At 60.8% G+C, this 24,979-nt stretch carries 11 protein-coding genes; 3 read left to right on the top strand and 8 right to left on the bottom strand.

All coding sequences use genetic code 11. The features are described from left to right. Nucleotides 1-7: 7 nt before the first annotated feature. From M5C98_RS11605 to M5C98_RS11580, 6 genes are all read right to left on the bottom strand, one after another. Entirely contained in the window at nucleotides 8-1,309 is a 1,302-nt protein-coding gene (locus M5C98_RS11605) for an ATP-binding protein (RefSeq protein WP_272552906.1), read from the bottom strand. Then, nucleotides 1,306-3,459 (bottom strand): tellurite resistance TerB family protein, encoded by a 2,154-nt coding sequence (locus tag M5C98_RS11600; RefSeq protein ID WP_272552904.1) that lies wholly within the window; start codon nucleotides 3,457-3,459, stop codon nucleotides 1,306-1,308. The genes M5C98_RS11605 and M5C98_RS11600 overlap by 4 nt, the downstream gene beginning before the upstream one ends. Nucleotides 3,460-4,069: 610 nt before the next feature. Continuing rightward, nucleotides 4,070-6,205, bottom strand: coding sequence for a hypothetical protein (locus M5C98_RS11595; RefSeq protein ID WP_272552902.1), 2,136 nt, complete (start codon nucleotides 6,203-6,205; stop codon nucleotides 4,070-4,072). Between the two features lie 53 nt (nucleotides 6,206-6,258). After that, entirely contained in the window at nucleotides 6,259-10,380 is a 4,122-nt protein-coding gene (locus M5C98_RS11590) for a hypothetical protein (RefSeq protein ID WP_272552901.1), read from the bottom strand. Continuing rightward, nucleotides 10,377-13,742 (bottom strand): UvrD-helicase domain-containing protein, encoded by a 3,366-nt coding sequence (locus M5C98_RS11585; RefSeq protein WP_272552899.1) that lies wholly within the window; start codon nucleotides 13,740-13,742, stop codon nucleotides 10,377-10,379. Before M5C98_RS11585 ends, M5C98_RS11590 begins: the two co-directional genes overlap by 4 nt. Then, on the bottom strand, nucleotides 13,742-16,288 hold the full coding sequence (locus M5C98_RS11580; protein ID WP_272552898.1) for a PD-(D/E)XK nuclease family protein: 2,547 nt from the start codon (nucleotides 16,286-16,288) through the stop codon (nucleotides 13,742-13,744). Before M5C98_RS11580 ends, M5C98_RS11585 begins: the two co-directional genes overlap by 1 nt. A 980-nt stretch (nucleotides 16,289-17,268) precedes the next feature. Between M5C98_RS11580 and M5C98_RS11575 the strand changes: the two genes are divergently transcribed. Next, nucleotides 17,269-17,532, top strand: a complete 264-nt coding sequence (locus M5C98_RS11575) for a helix-turn-helix domain-containing protein (RefSeq protein WP_272552896.1) — start codon at nucleotides 17,269-17,271, stop codon at nucleotides 17,530-17,532. Between the two features lie 761 nt (nucleotides 17,533-18,293). On the opposite strand, the gene M5C98_RS11570 is transcribed toward M5C98_RS11575, so the two are convergent. Next, a complete protein-coding gene (locus tag M5C98_RS11570; protein WP_272547823.1) occupies nucleotides 18,294-19,643 on the bottom strand; it encodes an IS5 family transposase in 1,350 nt (449 codons plus the stop codon). A gap of 93 nt (nucleotides 19,644-19,736) precedes the next feature. Here M5C98_RS11570 and M5C98_RS11565 point away from each other — a divergent pair, with 93 nt between their 5' ends. Both M5C98_RS11565 and M5C98_RS11560 read left to right on the top strand, forming a co-directional pair. Then, the gene (locus M5C98_RS11565) at nucleotides 19,737-20,990 is read left to right on the top strand and encodes a metallophosphoesterase family protein (protein WP_272553253.1); all 1,254 of its coding nucleotides are present in this window, start codon (nucleotides 19,737-19,739) and stop codon (nucleotides 20,988-20,990) included. A 3-nt stretch (nucleotides 20,991-20,993) separates the two neighbouring features. Further along, nucleotides 20,994-24,200: an AAA family ATPase gene (locus M5C98_RS11560; protein ID WP_272552895.1), complete on the top strand. Its 3,207-nt coding sequence runs from the start codon at nucleotides 20,994-20,996 to the stop codon at nucleotides 24,198-24,200. On the opposite strand, the gene M5C98_RS11555 is transcribed toward M5C98_RS11560, so the two are convergent. Next, nucleotides 24,180-24,972, bottom strand: a protein-coding gene (locus M5C98_RS11555) for an IS5 family transposase (protein WP_272548219.1) whose coding sequence is annotated in 2 segments (ribosomal slippage) — nucleotides 24,180-24,714 and nucleotides 24,713-24,972 — 795 coding nt in all. Because the reading frame shifts where the segments join, the coding sequence is not laid out codon by codon here. The two genes, M5C98_RS11560 and M5C98_RS11555, sit on opposite strands and share 21 nt — an antisense overlap. Between the last annotated feature and the right edge of the window lie 7 nt (nucleotides 24,973-24,979).

Raw genomic sequence — 24,979 nt, 5'->3', positions numbered from 1 at the left:
CAGCGTGTCAAAGCTTGAAGGAGGCGAGTTCGTCGTCTTCGTCGACCTTCAAATCCGTGGCGCCTCCGGTATCTGGCGCCACATCCAAGCCGCCCAGAAGCTGCCTCCAGTCTGTGCCAGGGTTCTGCTCCAGTACCGCGAGCATGTTCACGAAGGAAGTAATTGTCGTGCGCGGTGTGCGGAAGTAGGTATCCCCAATGCGGTTGGAGCAGTGCTCCATAAAGCTGAAGATACCTTGGTCTGGCAACATGTGCTTGGAGGCATCGCCTAGTGCGTACACGTGCTGAATCTTCTGCAGCAGGACGTAGAAGTCCTCTGGTGTGAGACTGGAAAGTCGCACCACTGGTCCGCTGAAGTCCACCAGGCCGTCTGAGGCAAAGCTATTCTGGGACAGTCGGCTTTGCAACGCGGCGTAGCTGTAGAGACCGCGCCGGGTGTCCAGCAGGAATTCCGGAGTGCCGCCCAGGATGAATCCAAGGCCAATGGCATTACCTTGCAAGGAGTCATTCAGGATGCGAAGAATCTGCTCGTAATTCGAGTTGCGCGCCTGTGAGTTGGCGAGCTTGTAGAGATTAACAAGTTCATCCAAGTTCACCAGCAGGCCGGCAAAACCGGCCAGGCGCACAAAGCGGGCCATCAGCTTCAACTGGTCATAGACTGCCGCGTCATCCACGATTGTTCGGACGCCAAGCGCCGCACGCGCGTCGGTTTTCGTGGCGAACTCGCCTCGCAACCAACGAATAGCATCCGCCTTCAGTTGCTCATTGCCCTCCTCAAACCCACGGCAGTAAGCCGCGATGACGTCGGCGAAGTCAAAGCCGTTGACCAGCTCGGTCAGATGCTCCAGCTTCTTGCGGATGATGTTTTCCGTTGGAACACCAGCAGCTTTCGCCTCAGCCTTGGCAGTAGCAATGAACTTCTCCACGATGCCGCCCAGCGCGCCCCCGTCGGGCTTCGTGCGGGTGGATATGTTGCGCATCAACTCTGCATAGAGGGAGCGGGCCTGGCCGCCGCTCGCCTGCAGACGTCGGTCGGGATTCAGGTCGGCGCTTGCCACCACCAACTTCTTCTCTAAGGCGACCGCGCGCACCAGGTTCAGAAAGAAGGTCTTTCCCGCGCCGTATTCGCCGATGACCAGGCGGAACGTAGACCCGCCATCTGCGACTCGGTCGATGTCGCCAATTAGCGTCTCGATTTCCCGGGTGCGGCCTACCTGAATCAGGTGCTGGCCTGTGCGAGGCACGACGCCAGCGCGCAGCGATTGAACAACGGCGTCGCGGTCCTTGGGACGAATGGCGGTGGCGGTCATGCGGGTACTTTCTCCAGGATATCTCGATTGATGGTAACTGGGTCGTCGCCTTCCGTTAGCGGCCCGTCGTGAGCGTCGAACGCAGCCTCGTTGATGCGCTCCAGTGCTCCGTCGAGCATGAGGTCGAGGTCGGATGCGAGGTCCAGCAACTCCTCGCGGGTCCATTCTGGCCATGAAGCCAGCTGGTTCACGAAGGAAGTATGAGCGCCATCGAGCCCTTTCAGCCCGAACGGAGCCTCGGCTTGCTCTTCCTCTGGCTCCGGTGCCATCACCGGGTTCTGTTGCGGTGCCGCGGCCTCGATGGCCTCCTCGGTGAATATGTTGGCAAGTAGGGCAGATACCTTGTCGGTATCCTGCTGCAGGGCTGCGACGCGCGCGGCGTCCAGTTGGAAGCCTGTGTTTGCGTGCTTCTGGTCGGGTAATGCAGCGCCCGGGGCGGAGGTTGCGCGCTTTCCGCCGGGTGCCGCTGCGGCAACGGCGTGAACGTCGCTAAACACCTTCTGGGGGTCCACCCCGAGAGCCTTGTAAACCTTCTCCAACATCTTGATTTCGACCGGCGACACATTCCCGTCTGCTTGTGCTATCACCGACATGAACTTGGCGATGGCCTCCTTTGCCGGCGTAGCGAGCGGTTCGAGTTTCTTTTTCAGCACCGTCAGGGACGGCGGCGTGTCGAGCAGGTATCGCATGTGGGCGCGCAGGCGCTGCTGGTGCGCAGGCGTCAGATGCGTCCATCCTTCAATTTGGTGTCGGAGATGACGGAGCTCTTCGGCCCCGATATCTCCGTCTGCCAGAGCCACCGCAGTGGCGAGCTGCAAGGTTAGTGCTGCGGTCTGGTACGTGGCGCTGCCACGGTTCACCGTCTCGCCGGCCGCCACTGAGAACAAGACTACCGTGTCCTCAGCCTTAGGCGTCTTGGCCCCACTGAGTACGTCCGGCTCCATCCCAACATGCACTGCTTCGAGAGCGCGCGCAAGGCTGGTAACAAGGTTTCGCTCCAGGCTCTGGGCCTCGCCGAGGGATGACGCCAGCTCCTGCAGCTTCATGGTCACCATCCCGTCGTCTGGCATTTGGGCCAGCAGGACATCGAGTTTCTGTCGTGCATCCGCCCCCCACAGGGTTGGCGGCAGCGTCAGCAAGCCTTCCAGTGATTTGGCAGCGCCGGGCGAGCGGCCCAGAAGGCGGCTATAGCTGTCCAGCTCTGTCGTTGTGGCCTCGGCCACTTCCTGCAGCTTCTTCACGGGACCCGTGAGGACGGCCACATCAGGGATTTCCCCGAACGTCAGTTTGATTTCTCCGTATTCGTGCAAGCCTGAGGAGGCGGCGCGATAGACGAACTTCAGCTTCGTCTTGTTCTTGGTCAGGACCAAACCGCCGTTGAGCATTTCAGCGTACTTCTGCTGAAACAGTCTTTCGAACTGCTCCGGGCAGCGCGTGGCTGGCGTGCGGAGGTAGACGTTTGGGTCCATGCGAACCCAGGCGAGCGCCAAGGCCGCCGGCACCTGCACCTTATCAACTGCGCATTGACCCAAAGCCAGGCGCAGGTACAAAGGAAGCTCGTGACCGCCGGTGAACGCCGGAACGGGTTTCAAATAGAGCTTGTCCGTGAAACTGGCAAGGTCCACGACGGTGAGAAAGTCGTTTGCGTATCGCTTGAACGAGCCGTTTCGGTCCCCGTAGATGCTCAGAAGGCGTCGGACCTCTTGTGCGATAGCTGGGTTGTCTGCTTCGGCCGTCTTTGCCTCGTCCCCGTCTCCGCTGCCATCCACGATGGCACGTCGCTCGAGGCCATAGAGAAAGAGGAACACGTAGCCGATGTCGGCCTTGGGGTCTTTGCGCCCGCCGGCAAGCCACTGCAGGTAGGCATGACGAGCCTCCGGAGAAATCTCAGAGTAGCTCGGCCAGTACCCCATGAGGCTTCGGTCGGTGTAGTCGCTTCGTGCCGCCACCTTCTTGGACGGGTCAATCAGGGCGGGGTCGGGACGGCCAGAAGGATTGCGGAGTGTCGTTCCAACATAGACCATGCCACCGGGAATCGAAATCCCCGCCACAGTGATGACTTGCCCCGGCGGAATCCAAGTAGCAGCGCCGTAACCTGCGGGGGCGGCCGGCACATGGTTTCTGCTTTGAGCCGGCGTGCCCGAGTACACGGACACTGGTTCCTGGGCGGATGCAGCCGCTCTTCTGGCATTTGTCTGCGCCCTGACGGCGGCCGGAGCTGGGGGAGCAGTCCAAGGCTGACGTGGTTGGGGTGCGGGCTCAGGTGCGTCCTTCTTGCTCTTTCCAATGAAGTACAGAACCGCGCCTATCGCCCCAACCACTGCCAAAATTATCCAAACTTCCTTTGGAACGGCTGCAAGTAATGCTATTACGCCTCCGAGCAGAACGAGACCAACGCCTCCTCCGGATTTCTTAGCCATGGGTTTCCTTTCTCTTATCGGCGCGCCAACGGCTGCGGCCATGAGCTTGTGTTACCAAATGCATCTTAAGCGACCGGCGATGCACCGCCTAGGCGCCGCCCTTGCTCATCTACTTAAAGACTCCGTGCTTCTGCCGAATGTCAGCAATAGATGCTCAGTCATATGGTCTCGTACGAGAACGAAGGTGCAGTGCTCTTTCGCGATGTTCTGGAAGCCTCCCCTTGCCGCACGTAGGGCAGACGTCTATCCGTGGACGGTCGTGCGCGTCGCGCGGCGCACGACATACTTGGACGCCCTTGAGGCCGCGAGCGTTAAAGCACCGGACCCAAGAGACGAGGTGCTAGTTCTCCAGGGCAAGTTTGGCCAGCTTCTCGAAAAGGCTCATTTTTGAGTTGTCCCCGCCGACCAGGACGCCGTTCGTCATGGTGTGCAGGTACATCTGCACAAGGGGCAAGTCCAACATGCCAGCAATCGTCTGGGCGCCGCCGGCGCCGTAGTGCATGAGGTCGCGCATTCCTGAAAGCGCATCCCCCGAACCGCTGATGCCCCCTTCCGGAGGCACGAACACCCTCACGAAGGTCGCGCAATCCTGCACCGGCATCCTCAGCCCTACGCGCTCGCCATGCTTTCCATGCGCTGGCTTGAACATGGAGATGTAATACGGGAGGATGTTGAACTCCCGACCCTTGGAAAGAAACCGACCCGGACTGCCTTCCGCCTTCTGAGCCGCTTGGTGTGCATCTTGGGCCGCGATAGCGTGCTCGATGCCTTCGTAGGCGTCGTTCAGGATGATTTTGGGCACAAAGTTGCCCGACCAGACAGTGAGGCGCTCGCCCGAGTTGCTGTCTACAACCCAGAACTGGCCATCTCGCACCCAGTCCTTCCCGTTTTCCTGGAGGAATGGGAACTCAAAAACGAGGTCCAGCAACGCGCTGGAATCACCCCAGGGCGTACGCCGGACGCGGATGATTGACAATGAATCACCTTCTGCCTGTACGTCCACGGCGGCCACGAGCTGCTCGGGCGATTGCCGACCCGGCATCCGCACGCGGCGGCTGGCCAGCAGCGTCAGCTGGGTCGGCATTCCTGGAGGCATCGCTGGCACCTTGACCACCTTCTTGCCCAAGAGCACTTCCTTAAGCGACAACTCCACCAAGCAGCGTTTCAGGGCCTCTTGCAGCTGCCGGCCGCCGGCATCGTCTGCCTTGCCGGGACGAAGTGCGGCAAGCGCTTTGGGGCTGTAGTCCAGGCCCTGCATCGCAATGCTGACCCCAGCCTTGGCGAGCAGGTGCCGGAACTTAGCCTCTGTGTATGGGTCGGCGGTCCCATCGCCGCGGGAGAGCGCGGCGTACGCCACCTGCGTCTTGACGGGCTGGAAGTCCGGTGTCGCGGAGCTCTTGGCAAGACGGACGCTGCCCAGGTCCTCATCACCTTTGCCGTTCAGAAACAGGTAGTTCAAAGCCGGGTCGAGTGCGGTCGGCACGGCCTCGGCGACCTGCACGCTCGGAGCTGGAAAATGCGTTTTCTTGTTCCCGGCCACGTGGTAGCCAGGGAGATATTCGGGGAACCGAGTGAGCGGGGCTAAGGCATCGTGATCCAGCGGGTCCACCGTTGTGTTCACAACCATCAAGGGACGCTGCAGATTCGCTAAGGGTTCCAGGGGGATGTACGCGTCATCGACGCAATGTGAAGCGACGAAGGTCTCCCGTTCGAAGGGGACGCCCGCCTTTGTGAAGAGCCGAATCGCGAACTCAGTAAGCAGATTCAAGTAGTACAAGCGGGTGCGCCGGACCTTATCTCTGTCCAGGCTCAACCCCTCCATTGGCGACTTCCTGGCGTCGTGCTCATAGAAATCCTCGGGCACGATGCGCGTGACCCCCACCAGATAGCCTTCACCTGCATTCGCGAGCTTTGTAACCGCGGCCTCTTCGGCTGCGGCCGTCGCCTTGCGACCGAATCGCTTGGCCGTCACGCCACAGAGCAAGAGCCCATGCTTGGCATTGACTGTGAACTCAGCTTCGGCCAGGTGGAGGAATTTCTTTGAGGCCTGGCTCATGCTGCCCAAGTAAACGCCAGGGCCAAAGCCACCACCTACGAACGTGTCTTCGGAATCGAAGGACGCCGACTCGATGAGCTCCTTCAGCAGCATGAGCTCAATGAACTTGGCCGGCGTGCTGGCCACCGCATCCAGCATTAACTGCAGGTCGAGTTTGGGCCGAGGGCCCAGGTACCAGGCGTCCTTGCTGGTCATCGTGAACGACAGTTTGGCCGCAGCCGACGGTTCTAGGCCCAATTCCTTGGCGATTTGAGAACGAACCTGCTTGGCGCGCTCCCGGTAGAAGCTGACGCCCTTGGCTGGTTTCTCCTCAGCAGCTTTCGGCAGCGGGAACGCGATTGGCACCAGCAGTCCTCCTGCGCCTGCCTGCCACTTGGCCAACAGCCGTGCGGTGTCGGCCACCGAGGAGGTGAACCGCAAGGCGTTGAGACGGGCGAGTGCAGTAGTTTGGGGATCAAGGGGACGAATAGGCATTACTTCCCCAGCACCGCGTCGCGGAGGTTGGCATTCGGCATCCACATATTCGCGCCCGTGTTGGGCACAAACAGGGACATGAACCGGATGGTGCCAGCAGTCGGCTTGGAAACTGCGAACTTATGCGCCCCATACAAGTTCACGTACAGGGCGTGAACAGTCGTGTCGGGCAGAAGCTCACCCAGGCGTTTGTGTTTCTCCTGCGCTTCTTCTTGAAGCTGCATTTTCTTCAGGCTGTCGGTGCTCCGGGCCCAGTTCTTAAGGTCGACGGCGACCAGCACGTTCGGCTCTGGGACAAGGTAGTAATCGAACACCTGATATAGCTGGGCGTAAAGCGGATGCTCCGCAACCTGCAGGTACTCCACCGGGCTGCCGCCCAGGGCTAGCGTTTTCGGCCAAACGTTGAACTGCTCGCCGATGTATTGCTCGAATTCGAGTTCCGCGATGTAGCCCTTCATGATTTCAGTTACAAACCAGGGCTGTGGCAGAAGACGCTTGGTCTTGTCCATCAGTTTGAAGCCGCGCCATTCTTTCAGGTAACCCTGCGTGCTCGAGGAAAGGTGCGAGACGAGCCCTTCGGGAGCCACCATGCCAACCCAGTTGTAGGCGTCGGTTCCATCTTCCGCATCCGTAACGAGGGTCTCCGTCATGCCAGACAGCGCGTATTGGCAGTTGTACGGTTCCGCCATCGCGGGCACCTCAAGGAAGCAGCCATTGATGTACTCGGCGGGCACGCCGGCCAATGTCAGCCTTTCCAAGTACTTCAAGGGATCGGTGAACATCATCGAATCGAACAGTCGTTCCCAGATACGGCGGGCGGTCGCGTCCGAGCGGAATCGCGCAGGCGTCTGGCTCGTGAATTTGCGGAAGGCAACCGCCTTCTTGAGGCTGTCCCGGTGGTCTGCCTCTCGCACCGACTCGGACGGGAAGATGGACGTCTCGATGTTGTGCCTTCTCAGCTGCGTCAGCACGGCGCGCTGGGCGGGTGAGGCCCGCTTGCGCAGCTCTGGAGCGTGCCGCAGGCCAAGGTGCACCATCCGGGCAGCCTCCGAACTCACGTAAAGGTGCTGGCAGGGCATTTCAGTGGTGGGCCGACGCTCACCACGTCCCAAGGCCTGGAACACCGTGCGGGTGATGTCAATGACATGCTCCTTCCGCAGTCGGCGCCAGCGGTTTCGGGAGTACTCGAAGAGTAGGTCGCCTTTGGACATTGCCGCCCAGTTCTCATTTTCATCGCGCAGTACCTGGGCAAAGCTTTGGAACATCTCCATGGAGAAGCCACCGGTGCCGGGGCGGGTATGGCGGGTGTAATACGGGTCATTTAGCAGGCAGAACAGCTCGAAGTCACGTTCCTTGCCGTTCTGCGTGGTGAGAAAGTTGATACCTCGCGAAGCGGAGGCGTAGGCAGACCACAGGAGCACCTTCTTGCGGCTGATGTCTAGCGCGTCTTCCAGCTCTTTGTTGAACTGCCCTTGGTCGTCATCTTCCTGCAAGGCGCCTGTTTTCGAGCGGTCCTTGTTCCTGAATCGGCCGGCGGTATAGAGGATGACTGTCACCTCTTCTTGAACACCGTACTCGTTGTACGTCGGGATTGCGCGGGGGCGGATGACGAAGTGGTCGCCCGTGGTGTCCATCTGGCGCACCAATCCGGTATTCATGTTCGCCAGGCGCATCAGGCACTTCCTGACGTGCATGGTCGTCTGGCACAGGACTAGCCCCGAGCGGACGCTACTGGCAAGTAGCCGGTCAAGGCTCGCCACCAAACCGGCAAGCTCACTGCGTTTGTGTCGGTTCATCTGGGCGTAACCAGGCTCCTCCTTCTTTGGACGGGCGTCCTCAAAGACCTGGAGTAGGCCCTTGTATGCCTTGGAGACACCGAACGTCGGCGCTGGGTCGCTGTCGTCAAGGATGACGACTTTGCGTTCCCGTTTTCCGAGCATCTCTTCGGCCTTGGCGGCAACCACCTGGAGCTCATCTTCGCTCATCTCGGCGAAATGGCCGCCGCGAGCTTCGATGCAGCGACGCAGTTGCTTGGTATTAAAGGCCCCAGAAGATGCGGAGTCCAGCCCGCCGGTGGCGCTCATCAGGTAGACCCCATTGGTGCGACCCAAAGCGCGAATGATGTCTTCTTCCGGGGTCGCACGCAGGGAGGTAATGGTCAACGTGAGGCTAATGTCAGCCTCCATGTTGTATTCCTCGGCTTGCACCCGACTTTCCTCAAGGGTCACTACGCTCTTGGTGTCCTGGAACAGGAACGCATCCGTGAGCAGCTCCTTGTCGCTGGAGTCGGTCGAAAGGCCTTCACTGGCGGCTTTGCTTTCGAAGAGTCGACGCACGTCTTGCCGGAACCGGTCCAGGCTCGGATATCGCTCCTGGTCCGTCTTCGACATCTCGATGGTGTCTTCGCCGCTGGTCTGCGCCAGGACCTTGGCCATGAAGACTACGAGCTTCAGGTAGTCCAGCAGCGTGTATGCACCCAGCGGGATGTCCCCGTCGTGATAGTGGAGACGGATGGTCTGGTGGGCAGTATCCTTCGTAAGCTGAACCTGCCTCAAGAACTCCGTATCCATGACGCTGGCCGACTCGGTGAAGAACGTTTGCCCCGGCTGGTCCAGTACCTCGCCGTAGGTGGATCGGCTCATGGTGAAGAACTTCTTATCCGCCACCAGATCATGCAGGTCGAGGAACGTCTCATAGGCGCTGCTTCCAGAGCGCGTGATTTCTAAGACGTAGTCCCGTATGCGCTGCAGCACTCTCGCTTTCTGCCGAAAGCGCTTGAAGTTCGCGTGAGCATCATTCCGGTCGTGCAGCTGGTTCAGAACTGCCAGCAGCTCCGTGTCATCAAACCGTTTCGCTGTATTGGGAAACTGGGCGGACAGATGATTCCGCAGGATTTCGACCCGCCGTGCGTCCGGGGTGTATTTGGCTGAGGTGCGAGCCACCTCCATCGCGAATTCGTCGTCAAGGACTTTGCTCACCCTGGCGAACTGTTCCAAGTGTTCGTAGACCTTTGTGGCAAGCCCTCGGTCATTCGGCCCGTCCCGGCGCAGCCTCTCAAAGGCCATGGGCCACTTCAAGTCGAAGTACTGGAAAAACTCGGAGATAACCAAGTTCAGGTCATTGCGCCCCCCGGAGTTAACGACCGACTTGCGTTGGTCGAAGAGATACCAGTAGGAGTCCTCTTCCTCGTCGACGAAAGTGACGACACGAGCGGAATCCGGCCGGCGCGACACCATGTGGCCGAACTGGCTACCGTCCCGATTCAGCTCCTCGAGGAACAGGGGCAAGTTGTCAAACTTGTGCGCCTTGAAGCCGCCCTTGCCGTCGGCTCCATATACCTTGTGTCCGACTTGCGCCTTCGACGCTGTACTCACGATGATTCCGGGGTCGTCCAGGAAGGACTGCAGCGGGTGAAGCCGACGAACGAGTTCTCCGATTTCCTTGACCCGCATCAAACGGTCTTCCTCGCACTTCTGAGTACGCGTCTCGATGTCCAGCTGAATCAAACGCCACACCAGGCTGTCTGCCAGGCTGCGCGCTCGCTGCGCGGACTTTATATAGGCGCTGCGCGTGTCTTCGTAGGTGTCATCCGAAGGCGACATCCCAAGGAAGGAGGACTGCTCACAAAAAGCCGCCTTCTGGCGAAGCTCGTTGACCCGGGCGCGCACGCCCTTGTCCGTCTCCGCGTGCTTGAAAGACTGTTCCATACGGATAGAGACTTCCCGATGGCCTTCCAACCAGGCGACGAGCGATAAGCACGCCTGGAAGAAGCTCCTGTCGTTCAGGTGGTACTCGATGGAGTAAAGCCGGTGCACCGGGATAGGGGTGCCGCGCTCCAGGACGGCACCTTCGATTTCGTCGGCGTACTCCCGGGACTTCTGGTGCTGGTTCACCTCATCGCTGAATCCGGCGACGAGCGACTGCAGCGGCGCGATGAAGACGGGGATGACGTCGCATTTGATGAACAGCTCGATGCTGAACGCAGCGGCCGTGTAGGTCTTGCCGAATCCCGTGTACCAATTCAGCAACTTGACGAATGGGCGTTCTGACGCCCGGAGAAAGGGCTCTTTGAACCCCTTTTCGAAGATGGCGGCGGTGGTACGGGGTGGCTTGGTACTCATTTACTAGGAACTACCTCGTGGACTGCGCCAGTGGTTGCGAACACCACGTAACCTATAGGCGTACCGGTCATGGTCAGATACGACCGCACTTGGGCTTTGTAGTGCGCGATTGTGTCCGCGGTGGGCTCTACGTCGCTCTTCCAGTCTACGACTGCGGTAGGGGTCCCCTCACTAGAGTAAGCAATAGCGTCGATGATTCCGGTCCGGACATGCTCTTTGCCTTCTTCTTGAGTTGACGAGTAGACATGGAATTCGGGGACCAGCGTCGGACGTAGAGCTGCGATAACGTCGAGGGATAAAGCCCTAAGAGTCGAAGTGGCCAGCTCTATTGGAGACATCCCACCCGCCGAGTCATCAGAGATGTGCGCGCCCAGCATTTCCGCCAATTCGGCCGCACGAGCGGATAGAGCCTCCGCGGCTTCTGACACCTCTCCCGTGAGTACCTCTTCGAGCAGCTTGTGGAGAACCAGGCCACGCTCTCGACCGCCCTGGATTACGCCAGCCGTGGCGGTCTCAGGCGAACCATCTGCGGTAGCGATGTATACCTCAGGCGTCTCTTCTTGCTCAAGTGGCCTCGTAAGGTCTTCCTCGCGGCTGGGAATCTTCCAGACAATTGGGTGCGAAGTCGCGGCAATCCTCGCCGCTTCCTCGTTGAAGACCTCCGGAGTCTGAGTATTGGGTTCCTCCGCCTCCGCGGCAAACGCCGGCTGCGCATCTTCAGGGACTTCTAAAGGCGGAAGGCCGGCGACGCCCAAGTCAATCAGTGCGCTCCACGCATTGCTAGGCAGTTGTGCATCCACGCGCGGTATGACCATGAGCTCCCTGGCGCGGGTTGCAGCCACGTACCACAGGCGAATGCGCTCTCGCTGCAACTCCAGTTTCTCCGCTTCGAGCGCGCCCTCGTGTCCGGTTGGGGCGACGCCCAGGATAGGGCAATAGAGTGTGCTGGTCGCGCGAGTCACTACATCACGGCTTGGTGGCATCACAGTCGTTGCCCCGTTGATGGGAACGACCACAGGCCATTCCAGACCTTTCGCGGCATGCATCGAGTACAAAGCGACAGATTCCTCCTGCGCGTCTGGCCTGCCTTCGACCGCACGTGCTTCGTCCTCCCACGCGCCGCGCATGGCGTCAGCGAAAGCTGCAAGGCCGCGGATGTCATAAGCCCGACTCAAGTTCAAGAATAAATCCACATTGGCTAATGCGCGTTCGGCCTGCCGTCCGCTGCGCTGCATCAGAATAGGGCGGATGCGTAGCTCATCGACTGCCTGTGCAAGCAGGTCGTGAGGTGTCGTGCTTCGAGCCTTCAGGCGCAGTCCTTGTAGAGTCAGCAAAACGTGTTTTGCCAGAGCATGGGCGACGCGAGAAGCGTCCAAACTCGGGCTAAGTGAGGCCGGTCTTCCTGTCTCCGCGTCGCGCAAGCCCCAGAGTACGTCAAGCAATTCTTCTTCAGTGAGTCCGACTACTGGACCGCGAAACAATGTGCCTACGGCAAGGGTGTCGCGGCTGTCCGCAAGCACTCGCGTCACGGCTATCAAGTCCTGAATCTCCTGGCGGCGAAAGAATCCTTTTCCAGCCTGGGTCGCAACAGGGATACCGTGGTCCTCCAAGGCCTGTTCATATCTCCAGAGCTGCGCGCCAGTGGGAGCGAGCAGAGCGATGTCGCCGGGCTGGCATGGCCGGCGAATGCCGGTGTCAGGGTCCTTGATGGACTCTCGCCCAATGAGGTGTGCACAAAGGCGGGCCACAGCTTCTGCTTCAGCGTCTCGGATTTGGTCCGCAGTCGCCTTCCCGTTCTCGTTTGCTGCGGCAACATCGAGCGCGGCGACGCTCGGGCCTTCGTCGCGGGCAGGGTGGAATACCTCAAGTGGGATAAAGCCGGGCTGGTCGGGTTGCCCCAAAGGCACGGCGAATCGTTGGTTAACATGTTCCAAGATGGGGCCGCAGGAGCGGAAGTTCACCGCAATTGAGCTGACACTCTCTGCGTCCTGTGCGCGCAGCGTCTCTCTGGCCTCAACATATGCACGCACGTCTGCGCCTCGAAAGCGGTAGATGGCCTGCTTCGGGTCACCCACAAGGAAGAGGGCACCCGGGCGGATGCGAAAGGAGCGCCAGTCTGCGTTGTCTGCGCCGTTGGTAGGGTCACCGCATAAACGCCAGAAAATCTCCGTCTGGACTGGGTCGGTGTCTTGGAACTCGTCGACTAGGACGTGTCGGTACTTCTGAGCCAGGGCAACACGCACGTCGTCATGCAAGCGCAGGAGGCTCCGGGCAGAGCGAAGCAGGTCGTCGAAGTCCATTAGCGCCGCCGAACGCTTGTACTCCTGCATGCGGGCGATAGCTGGCCTGAGGATAGGCAGCAGCTCGCGAAGCACGTGAGCAGCCGCACCGGCCACGAGCGCATCCCACGCTCCGCAGCAGTTCTGGTGGAGCGTCAGGGCAACTCCAGCCAGGCACTCACCTTCTGCCTTCGAACGGCCTGCGGCGGCGGCGGCGGCCACCCATTTGCCCTTCTTGCTGTAAGCCTTGAAGCCAGTTTTTGTGCACAGGCTCTCGTGTGCCTTCGACTGAACCAGACCGACTTGGCCAGCCGAGGTCGTGATGTCCCACTGGTTGAGGCCTTGGGCCATGTCCTGCCAGGCAGCTGCCGCTTCGGCGGTTTCCTGCTCCGCAAAACCTGCGCCGTGCAGGAGGTCGCTATACGAAGCACTTGCGCTCTGGTACACGGCCACCAGGTCCGCTAGCGGAGGTGCAGCCGGGGCCTGGAGGTCTTCGTGCGCCTTTAGGTGCCCCAGTATCTGGTTGACCATCTCGATGGTTTTTTCGGGGTCCGCCAGCATCAGTTCGGCAAGGAGGCCATGAGCCCCTCCGTCCAGCCTCTCCCGAAGCCACTGCTCTACGACGTCGTGGAAGGCGAGCTTTTCCTGGTCGGGGTCCATGATGGACGCGCCTGGGTCAATGTTCGCCTCGACAGGGTAAGGGCGAATCAGACGCTGGCAGAACCCATGGATGGTGGAGCAAGTAACGTCATCGATGTGGCTTTGTGCATGCTGGAGCGCTGCTCGCTGCGAATCGCTGACGCCAGCGGGCAAGACCAGCCGCAGCTCGAGCGGTATTTCTCCCTCCAGAAGGCGGTTCACGAACTGCCGCACTCTGAGGAGGAGCTCACTTGCCGCTAGCTCAGTAAAAGTGACGGCGGCAATGCTCTTAGGCTCGATGCCCGCGAGAAGCATCATGGCGATTCGTCCCGCCAATACTGCTGTCTTGCCAGAGCCCGCGCCGGCTTCCACAAGTAAGGTTCGGTCGTGTGCGCTGAGTGCGGCGACGCGGGCCGGCGCGTCGACAAGGGGTGCGGTTGACATTATTCAGCCTCCCAAACCTGCGTGGCCTCACCCATCAACTCCGTGACGGCCGCCTTCTTGCGCTTGCAGTACCCTGCCGCGGCGTTCGCTGGCAAGGCGAACGCTAGGTCGTCGTAGTCGCCGGCCGCGGAGATACCAGCCAGTGCATTCCCAGCTGTGAGACTGGTTCGCCCGGTCGAGAGGTAGCCTTGGAGCGCCGTGAGCACGGCATCGGGGTCCTCCATGGTCATCGAGTGCTGACCTCGCAGGTACAAAAGCGACGGTTGCACAGATACGGCATTTCCGAGAAGAGACTTTACGGCGAACGCGTATAGGCAGCGCTGCAACTCCTGGCCCCCGTTCAGCACGGAATCCTTGGAGGGCGTGCGACCTGTCTTGTAGTCCGTGACAATGGCATGAGTATTCCTGTGGGCCGAGTCCAGTCGGTCGATGTAGCCTTTGATGTGGAAATCCGCTTCGGGAATTAGCACCTCTTGGGCTGCATCCCATGGCAAAGCGGCGTCCGACTTTGGCTCGGAGCCACCAAATGGGATTTCGCTGTATGAGGTCCAGCCCGGCTGGGTCAACTGTGTTGCCTCCAGGGCGTAGGTCGCCAGCCTCATTGCTTCGTGCAAAGTGCGATTCCAGATGAAAGCTGGGGGAATTGGCTCCAGCGCTTCCCACTTGATGCGAACCTGCTCACATCCAACGGTAACTGCGGTGGAAATGTCTACCGGCTCGCTTCGCGTGCGCTGACCCACAGTGGCCTGAAGTGCAGCGTCGAGAACCTCATGGACAAGATTTCCAAATTCCAGCGAACTGAGCACGAGCGGCTCTTCCGAGAGGTCGGGGGCACGCAGCCCCATGCCGTACTTCCACATGAAACCGAGAGGATTGCGAAGTAGCAGGGAAAGAGAGCTGGCAGATTGGGTTCTTCCGAGCGCTGCGAGCACGACCGGGTGCTCAGGACGGATGCGGCCATCGTTGCCGGTTATGGCGGGCTGCCACCAGGCCCGCCAGCATCGGTCGGCGGATACGGCTTGAAGGTTGTCCCTGAACTCCGCGGGACGAACGGTCAGCCGGTCCGATTCGCTGAAAGCATGGTCCGCTCGCCTGTGCCGGCGCATGTACTCGGGCAAGGGCATCCCCTGCAACAGACTGCTCAGGCCGAGGAGACGTCCCTCGCCATCTCGCCGTGAAAAAGAGAGCATTACCTGGCGCTGCGTAGTTCGCAGGATGGTCTCAAAGTCCCGGCGGTCTGCCTCGGAGACTGGCAGCGGTTCAAACCGCTCACTGGGAACGATGTGGTCGGACAGCAGGCGGTCTTCGGATGCGCGTCGTGGCCAACGGGAAGAGTTGAGCCCGAGCAGACGCACGAAGCGCCGCGGGGATGCTGCCAAGTGTGCGGCCGGCATCCAGACCACGCTCTCGCATGCCTCAAGACCGTCGTCCTCGCGCATGCTTTGCAGCGTCAAGTCCAGAGATGCGGCAGGTCCCGCGGCCAGGGCTTTCTTCCAGATATTTAAGGTACGACCCCGCAGTAGTGCAGCGCCGGCGGCCTCCGCCCCAGCAGGGCCTGCTTGCAGGGCTTCGACAATTGCTCTAAGTGCCGGGGTCTGGTCTTGCGCGTTTGGCCAACTCTCGGGATTCAGGCTCGCCAGCAGCTTTCCCCAAGATTGCGAGGACGACAGCGGGGCGTCTCCAGGTAGCACCTTCAGCCAGCCTTCTGGGAGCTCTGCGAGAGGGCCCCCACTGCTCCTGACCAACGCTGCAAATCGGCGGAATCTGCGCTGAGTGAGTCCTCGCAGGAGGATGTCGGCTAGGGCAGCTGCCGCTTGGCCGTCCCGACTGGCGGCTATCTTGGTCCCGTGTATGAAGTGAATGTTAAGGTTCGCGTCCGAGCGAAGTGCCAGAAAGTGGTCGTCGAACTCCGCTGTGGAGGTGGACGCGACGGCTATCTCGCCGGGACGCGCCGTGCCGCTTACGATGAGCTGCCGGGCCCAGCGCATGGCCTCGACGGCCTCGTGGAGTGCAGACGCCGCGCTCACGGTCCTGACATCGGGGGTGTCCGCGGACCCAGTCACGACCTCTAAAGGCATTTCAGCCAGCCACTGGGGAGCGGTCCGCGGGCCGGCAATCCATTTCACCCTTGTTACGGCTGCAACTTGGGCAAAAAGAGGCCTCCAGCACGGCTCCAGTTCGGTCATCCCAAGCACGTCAACGCTGCCAAATACTGCAGGCGCGTGCTGAACGCGCTCTAACGCAGCATCGACGAGCTCGCCGGGGCGCTTCATTCCCGCAGGCAGCAACGCCATGACAGCTGCTTCCAAAGCGGCCAACGACGCCAATCGAGGGTGCTGACCGCCTGTTAGGTCAATTCGGGCTGCCCAGACCTTCCGCAGCGTGCCAACGCATGCGTCCACCATTCCAGGTAGCGACTTGATGGCATCGAGTTCGCCAAGTTCGGTGTTCGCGAGCGCCTGTTGCAATGCTGCGCGTAGCGCTTCGTCTTCAATGGGACGGCTGAAACCACCGGCCAGGCGGCAGGCTAGCTGCTCGATGGTCATCACTTGAAGTCCGGCCTCGCGATTGCGGGCCGCGCTGAGTCGAAGTTCTCGAGACTGCAACCGCCCATAGACGACAACCGTACGCCGCACTGGTGCATTCATCAACGTCCTCCTAAATTTCGGTGCGCGATGCGTGCATAGGGCGACATGCCGTTAAATTCCCTCCGCTTTGTCCGGACCGCTCTGCGCATTGCATCAGAAATACCGCTTGGTAACAAGGTGTGTTTCCTGTATATCTATCCGACGTTAACCGAAGCGGGCGTGCAAGGAGGGAGACGACCCACCACACCGGGTAGCAGCCTTGGCTGGAAGAGAGGGTTCCATCCGGTATTCACCCAGCGTAGAGTGAGCAGACGCCTGCAAAGCCGGGGCGCGCACTACAGCAGGTGTCTTGACTCTCTGCGAGAGCCTATTCAGTCGCTTCGGGCCCTTAGCGTTAGTTGCCTCTTCTCTGAAGCCGACATTCGGTGATCAATACCAGCGAGATGGTCGGCGTTTACCTGGACACAAAAAAGGGACAACACGTCCTGCTCCACGAGAGCAGCGTCGTGTCCGCCGTCGACATCAGTAAGGACGGAATTGCCGTGAGGATGTAGAAGCTGGAAAAGTGACCAAACCAGCAAACCGCTAGCCAACCTGCGCTGCCCGCGTTCCCTGCTGTGGGTCCCGGCGCCAGAACGTTGATGAAGGTCGTTGCCGGGTTCAGACAAGCCTGCGTAGCAGCGGTGACCCGGCCGGTTCATCGGTGTTGTGGCGGTCCTGCTCACCGCCTGTGCTGAGACTGCTATTGCGATAACCCTTCTTATCGCAATAGCTGACCTTTGGGGCCAAAGTGGAAGCGGCAAAACCATTGAGGCCGGTGGACTGCGCCACTGCAGTCGCACGCCCTATGCGGGGACATGTGGCAAATACAAATTAAACGTTGTAAACTCGAAATACAACCTATGAGTTGTAAAACAGAAATACAACGGAGGGCTTGTATGACAGAGTTTCCGGTACGCACGATAGATCAGTTGCCTCTGCTGATCCAGGCCTTTCGCAAGCAGTCCGGAATGACGCAGGCCGAGGTCGCTCTCAGGATGGGCATTACTCAGCAGGCGCTCTCCTCGCTTGAGCGCAACGCATCTACTGTCAGCACGGGGCGGCTGTTCAGGCTGTGCTCCATCCTCGGCGTCGAAATGGTTCTCCGTAACGCGGATTTCAGTCCGCCCACGCGCGCCCCAGGCGCCGAGCCCCACTGGTAGCCGCCCCCAACCACCAGTGCCCGCAATGCGGGCTTTTCACGACCTGGGGCGCTCACTCAGGGTTCTACCGTTCAGACAGGTACGCCACGCGACGAAAGATGCTCAACCAATGTCCACCAAAGTAGAATTTTTCGCAAAAATTCTACTTTGGTGGACATTTGTAATTGAATTGCGGACCCTCTCTGCAGCAGCACTACTTATGCCGGCCGACAGCCCTTGTCGAAGAGCGGCTAGCAGCGATACAAGGACGGCGATATTCTCCTTCGAGGAGGTCTGGGCAATAGGATTACGCCTAGCATCCGGATATTCAGGACAAAATGGGGAGCTCTCCGCTGGCTTTTTCGCGCGCAGTTCAAAGGAACGCCTCGAATCGCGTACAGCGGGACGAGGTGCCTAGCACGCATATACGACCTGCTATGCGGCTGCATATTGCCTGTTTTGCCCATCAGCAACCTGAAATTCGTTTCACTGAAGCACCCATTTGCACCATTCATGAGGCTGGTTCAGCTTACCTCCGCATGCTGTGCTAAAAACTACCTAGCCAGCAAGCCATTTTGGGCTGGACAACTTATGGTTGTCTGAGTCATGCCAGGCACCCCAGTTTTCCATCAACATGGCCATGAAATGCTTTATTGCGTGGTCATCATTTAGTTAACTGCACAATTACATAAGACGTATCCCAGGGAGGGGTTGAGATGAGGTTCATCCACGCTGCGGACATCCACCTAGATAGTCCGCCCTGAACAATTCTGCTTTCAGCATCAGACGGGTCGGCGGTCATCAGGTGCTGCGACCAGTGCAGAGATGACTGCCTGCATGGACAGCCCGAATCGGACGCAATAAAGCCGCAGCGCGGCCAGGATCAGGCGCAGGTTGTGCCCGGCGCCGCACATCACCGCATGCAGCGCATCGCCCAGCGCACCCTTGAGCGGATTGCGACCCAGCCTGCCGTCCATCTTCATGTGGCCTATCGCTGGCTCGATGGCGCTTCTTCGCTTGATCATGGCCTTGAGCGTCCTCGTGATGCCCCGCTTCTGGCCCGAGCGCAGGATGCGCACGCCTTCGATCTCCACACCCCGGTAGCCCTTGTCCACGATGGCCGTGGCGGGCGGCCTGTCCGTGCCTGTGAGGATGCCCACCTGCTCCAGCGTCTGGGCCAACGTGTGGCCGTCGTAGGGGTTGCCCGGCATGGAGCGCATGCCCACCACCAGGCCTTCCTTGAGCGTGGTGGCGATGCTGACCTTCACGCCGAACTCGTAGGGTGTCCTGGCTTTGCCCTTGCTGATGCACTCCACCTCGGGCGCGTGCAGGGCGTACAGCTTGCTCTTGTCCTTGGGTGCCTGGGTCAGGATGCGACCTGTGCGCTGCAGCAGGTCCAGGACCTTGGCTTTGGCCGCTTCGGGCAGCACGTGCAGTTGGCGCTGCACCTCGCGGTGCACCCGCCCGACACGAGTGCGCAGCGTGCGCACGGCCTTCTTCATGCGCTTGAATTGCCTGGCGTGCGCGTAGCGCCCGATCTGCACGGCCAACCGAGGGGCCACCCGGTTGTAGTTCTGGCGCAGCCGCAGTCCGTTGTCCTCGGCCGCCTTGACCAAGTGCTGGCGACTCTTGTCCAGCAAGCGGCTGTCGGTGGGGTGCGCAATGGCCTTGGGCATCACCGTGGTGTCCACGATCACCTGCTGCGTACTGGCCTTCTGGATCACGCCGCCCTGGCGGGCAGCGTCGATGCTGGCGGCCAGCAGCGTCTCCACGCCTTCTTCGCCGATGCGCTTTCTCCAGCGCGTCAGGCTCGACGGATCGATGGGCGCCTCGGTCTGCAGGTAGGTCTCGCCGCAGAAGAACTGCCAGTACGGGTTCTCCACCCACGTATTGACCACGGCTTCGTCGGAGGCGTCGAACGTGTGCTGCAGGTACAGCAGGCCGGCGACCAAGCGCGGCGGCAAGGCCGGCCGGCCACGCACAGAAGTGAACGACACCGCGAACGTGCGCTCGATCTCGGCCCAGTCGATCAGCGCCGCCAGTCGGACCAGCGGGTGCTGCATGTTGATCAACTCGTCGAGCCGGGAGATGAACAACTCGCCGCTCTGCGGCTGTGAAGGCTTCGGACCCATCGAACTCCTCGGGGCGATTTGCAAGAAAACAGGTACTGGAACAACCATACCTTGCAAATCCTGCGTCCATCAAACCGAAGAACTGCAAGCCAGATCAACAGCTTGGGAATTGTTCAGGACGGACTAGATAGCCCGCTCAACGGGCTATCCGCCTACCCGGATGCCCCTGCGGAGCAGCTTCGCGGCGCGACCCGGGATGCCTTCACCGCGCTGGTAGACCGCGCCATCGAGGAGGCCGTGGACTTCACGGTCATCGCCGGCGACCTCTATGACGGTTCCTGGCGCGACTACAACACGGGCATCTTTTTCTGCAAGGAGATGGGTCGCCTGAAGCGTGCCGGCATCCCAGCGTATGTTCTGTTCGGCAACCATGACGCAGAGAGTGAGATGACCCGGAAGCTGGAACTCCCGGACAATGTGCATGCCTTCGGCGCCAACAAGCCGCAGACTTTCAAGATCGACGGACTGGCCGTTTCCCTCCACGGCCAGAGCTTCAAACAGCGAGACGTCACCACCAACCTGGTTACGGGCTACCCCGCACCGACTGCTGGTCACTTCAATATCGGCGTGCTCCACACCGCGCTGGAGGGGTATGCCTCCCATGCCACCTATGCGCCATGTACTGTCGACGAGTTGCAGGCCAAGGGCTACCAATACTGGGCCCTGGGGCACGTGCACGAGTTCGAGCAGTGGAAGGGCGCTTCGACCATCGTGTTCCCCGGCAACCTGCAGGGTCGCAATGTTCGCGAGTGCGGCCGGCGAGGCGCCGTGCTGGTTTCGGTGGATGAGGCAGGGGATGTCGAGGTCGAGCGCATCTTCATCGACATCCTGCGCTGGGAGCAGGTCCCGGTGGACGCCTCGGACTGCGACACCCTTGAAGAGGTAGTGCGCAAGACAGGGCGCGCATTGGAAGCCCTTCTCGATACCGATGGCGAGGTGCCACGCGCGGCCCGCATCACAATCACAGGGAAGACAAAGGCCCACGGTGAGCTGTTTGGCCTTGAAGCGCAACTGCGCAACGAGGTGCTCGCCCAGATAGCGAGCATCGGCAACGACCGGCTTTGGCTCGAGAAGGTTCGAATCCAGACGCATCCCGTGGTCGACGCAGCAAAGCTTCACGAACGCATGGACGCCTTTACCGATCTGCAGGCCATCCTTGAAGAAGCAGCCACGGATGTCACCTTCATTGAGGAGCTGCAGGCCGCATTGGCTCCGTTTGCCGGCAAGGCGCCGCTGGACCTCCAGCCGCTCGTGCCGCTCATCGAGCAAGTCCGCAAGGGCGACCTGAAGGACCTTGTCGACGAAGTCGCGCCCGGCCTGCTGGCGCACCTAGCTCAGGTGGAGTGAGACATGCGGCTGCAGAACCTGAACCTGGTCCGCTTTGGCAAGTTTACCGACACCGACATCCCGCTGCCGAATGCGGAACACGACTTCCACCTCATCATCGGCCCCAACGAGGCAGGGAAGTCGACGGTCCGCGGCGCAATCGCAGACCTGCTCTTTGGTTTCCCAGCTCGCTACCAGTCGATGTCTTTTTTGCACCAGCAGTCAGAGTTGCGCCTGGCAGCCACTGTGGCGGAAGGAGCTGAGCAGCTCGCTTTCATCCGAACCAAGGGGAACAAGAACACGCTGCGCACGGTTGCCGACGCGCCCCTACCAGACAGCGCGCTCACGCCATTCATGGGGCAAGCGGACCGCGCATTCTTTGAGACGATGTTCGGGCTCAGCCACGAGCAGTTGGTCAAGGGCGGCGACGCGATCCTGGATGCCTCAAAAGACGTGAGCCAGGTACTGTTTCAGTCGGCCGCTGGCATTGCCGGTCTTGGAAAGGTGAGGGACGGGCTCATTGCTGAAGCCGACAAGCTTTGGGGTCCCCGACATTCCAGCAGCAGGGCGTACTACCTTGCGAGCGACCAGTTTGAACAGGCCAACAAGGACCTGAAGACAGCCACGGTGCGGACCAAGAGCTGGGGAGATGCTCGGGCAGCGCTCGACGACGTCGAAGCGCGCATCGCCGCAGCGACAGAGCGTAAGGGGAAGCTCCAGATCAGCCGGTTGAAACTGGAGCGGGTTCGGCGGCTGGCACCGATGGTCGGCGAGCTGAAACAGAAGCTCGCGGAGCTCGAGGCTTTGGGCGAGGTGCTGGAACTACCCGCGAACGCGTCAGAGACCCAAAGCTCAGGTGAGCAGGAGCTGTCGGTCGCCGAGACAACGCTTCGGCAGTGCGAGCTCGCCGTCGAGCAGCTCACGCAACAGCGGGACGAAGCGGTCTTCGACGCCGCCGTTCTTGCCTCAATAGACGACATCCAGGGATTGTCAGCCTTTGGTGAGAGCGTGCGAAACCACTACGCCGGCTTGCTCGCCAGGCAGGCGGAGGTCGATAGGGGCTTGGAGCTCGCTAGGGCGGCTGCAGCAGAGCTGGGCTGGCCAGATTCGGAGGATGAGGCAGCGTTGCGCGCCAGGCTGCCAAATCAGCTCACGCTTCGGGAGGTGCTGCGTCTGGTCAACGAGCACGGCGGCCTACTCCAGAGCACGACCTCAACCGCAGAAACCGTTGAGAACAAGAAGGCTGAGCTGGCCGAGGCCGAGGAGGAACTGAAAGGGATGGTCGTTGCCGAAGTTTCGGCAGCGTTGCGCAGCGCCTTGTCAGAGGCGCAGGCCTTCCGAAACACCTCGGCGGCTCAAGTCAAGCTGGATGCCGCGGTGAAGGCTGCTCAGCGCGCCTTGGACGCAGCGAAGTCAAGCCTGGGGCAGTGGGGGAGGGCGATTGAGGCCCTTCAGCAGATGTCGGTCCCCTCGCCCGAGCGGTTGACCGGCCTAGTGGCCAAGCGCCTGCGGCTGGAGTCCGAACTCACCACTGCGGTGGACCGTGTCGAGCGGGCCGGGCAGGAGCTTGATGAGGCAGAGCTCGAGGTCAAGCAGTTCGCGGAGGCACGCCACATCGTCACGGGCGCGGACGTTAGCGAGGCACGAGACAAGCGGGATGCCGAGTGGCAGTCCATCAAGCAAGGAACTACTCTTCTCGCATCCGGCGCAGCCGGCCTGGATGCTGCTATCGCTTTGGCCGACGAGCTTGTGGATACCCAGCTTGGTTCAACGACGGATGCAGCTAAGCTGCAGAGCCTGCGGCAGCGAGTAGAGCGCGCTGATGCGGACCGCGCGGCTGCGGTTCAAACCAAGGAGCGCAAAGAAGCTGACCTCGCAGCGTTCGACGATGAGTGGCAGGCTGTGACGACCTCTCTCGACCTACCAGGGCTCGCGCTTGTCGATACCCATGCGTTGATGTCCAAGCGCGACCTGGTCCTGTCTGCGCACATCGCTCTCAGCGAGAAAGAGGACGCCCTTAGCCAGGAGGTCGAGGCATCTCAAGCGGCGATTGCCCGGCTAGAGGCCCAAATGGCTCAAGTGGGTGTGGCGGTGCAGCCTCAGAGTCCCCTCCCAGCCACCTTGACCCAGGCTGAGGCACTGGTTTCCGATGCAGACAGCGCAATGGCCCGGCGAGCGCAGCTGGTCAAGCAGCGCGACGGTGGTACGAGCGCGCTCGGCCGACTACAGGCCGCCTCGGACGCCGCGACCACAGGGTTCGAGGCCTGGGAGGCGAAGTGGAATGCCGCGGTAGCGGCAGCCGGGCTTTCCGACTACGTGAAATCGGTTGAGGACGCCGAACAGGCCGTCGCCAACGTGCACGCGGTGAAGGACAACCTGGACAAGGCAACCTCCATCAAGCGTGACCGCATTGACACGATGAATCGCGACCTTGAGGAGTTGAAAAGGCTCGCGGCTGAAGTCATCGAAACCCTTGGAATTGCGAGGCTGCGTGGCATCGATGCAAGGGAAGTCGTACGCGCGCTGGCGCCGAAACTCAGGGAGGCTGAAGCGGGCAGGGCGCGCCGCGCCGCGGCCGACCAGTCTCTGAGTGCGGCCATAGAGCAGCGAGACACAGTGCAAAGGCAAGTCGAGCAGGTCCAGGCGAAGGTGGCGCCGCTGTTGGCCGCCGCCGGCGTTGCGTCTCTTGCTGAGGCTGCACCTTTGGTGAAGAGATCAAGCGGGGAGCGCAGGCTTTCTCGAGAGATTGAGCTTGCACGCGCGGCGCTCACGCACGGCTCGGATGGCCTTGGACTCGATGCAGTCATCGCTGAGGTTGATGCCTGTGACCTGGGCCAGGTCACCGTCGATTTGACGAGCACAGAGGACACCATCGACCAAGTGCAAACGGAACAGACCAGGCTCGCTGTCGAGTACACGCAGGCGAAGCTTGCTGTGGAGGCCTTCGGCGGTGGACGGGATGCTGCGAATGCCGAAGCTCGGAAGCAGGAAGCGCTGGCCGGCATGGCCGACGCCTCTGAGCGCTACATCAAGGTGACGGCGGCAGCCAAGCTGCTGAGCTGGGCCATCGAGCGCTACCGCGAGCAGAACCAGGGGCCGCTGTTGACGCGCGCGGGAGTCATCTTTGCGACGCTCACGCTCGGTCGATTCGCGAGGCTTCTTGTCGACTTCGAGAGCGCGCCGCCCAGACTGACGGCGCTTAGAGCCTGTTCAAAGTCTTTTGAGCAGTAGCGCCAAGAACGCCAGGTGAATCAACTGCAGGCTGGTGTTGAGCAGTCTCTCGCAGTTCTTCCACAACCGCCGGTTCTTCTCCAGCCATGCAAAACTACGCTCAACCACCCAGCGTTGGGGCATCACCTTGAACGTATGCAGTTCACTGCGCTTGGCAATCTGCACCCTGACATGTCCGCCCAGAATGTCTTGGACGCCCTGAGCGAAAGGTTTACCCACATAGCCGCTGTCACACAGCAGGGTTTGCATCCGACCCAGAGCTGGTTTGCAGCGCTGCAGTGCCTGCAAGGCCCCTTTGCGGTCCGTCACCTCTGCTGTGGTCACCGCAATGGCATGCGGCAGTCCTTGGGTGTCCACTGCAATGTGGCGCTTGATGCCGGAGACCTTCTTGCCCGCGTCATAGCCCTTCGAGGCCGCCGTGTCCGTGTTCTTCACGCTCTGCGCGTCCACGATCAAGAACGCGCTGCAGGCGCTGCGCCCCAGTCTCTCTCGGACCACGCCAACCTGATTTTTTTAAAGCCTGCTGAAGCAGGCTGCCACCCTCACGCGGCTCACTCCAGATCGCAAAGTACGCGTGCACAGTGCGCCACTTGGGGAAATCCTCGGGCAGCATGCGCCACTGGCAACCGCTTCTGAGCAGGTACAGCACTGCACAGAACACCTCGTACAAATCCACCCTGCGCGGCGCAGTCTTCCTGCGCGCACTCTCCAGCAGCGGCTTGACGGTCTCGAATTGTTCGCGACTGATGTCGCTGGGATAGCTCTTTCTCACTTCCCGA

The sequence above is a fragment of the Acidovorax sp. NCPPB 3576 genome (genome assembly GCF_028473605.1).
GTDB lineage: Bacteria > Pseudomonadota > Gammaproteobacteria > Burkholderiales > Burkholderiaceae_C > Paracidovorax.
This window is presented reverse-complemented; position numbering and strand designations above follow the sequence as displayed.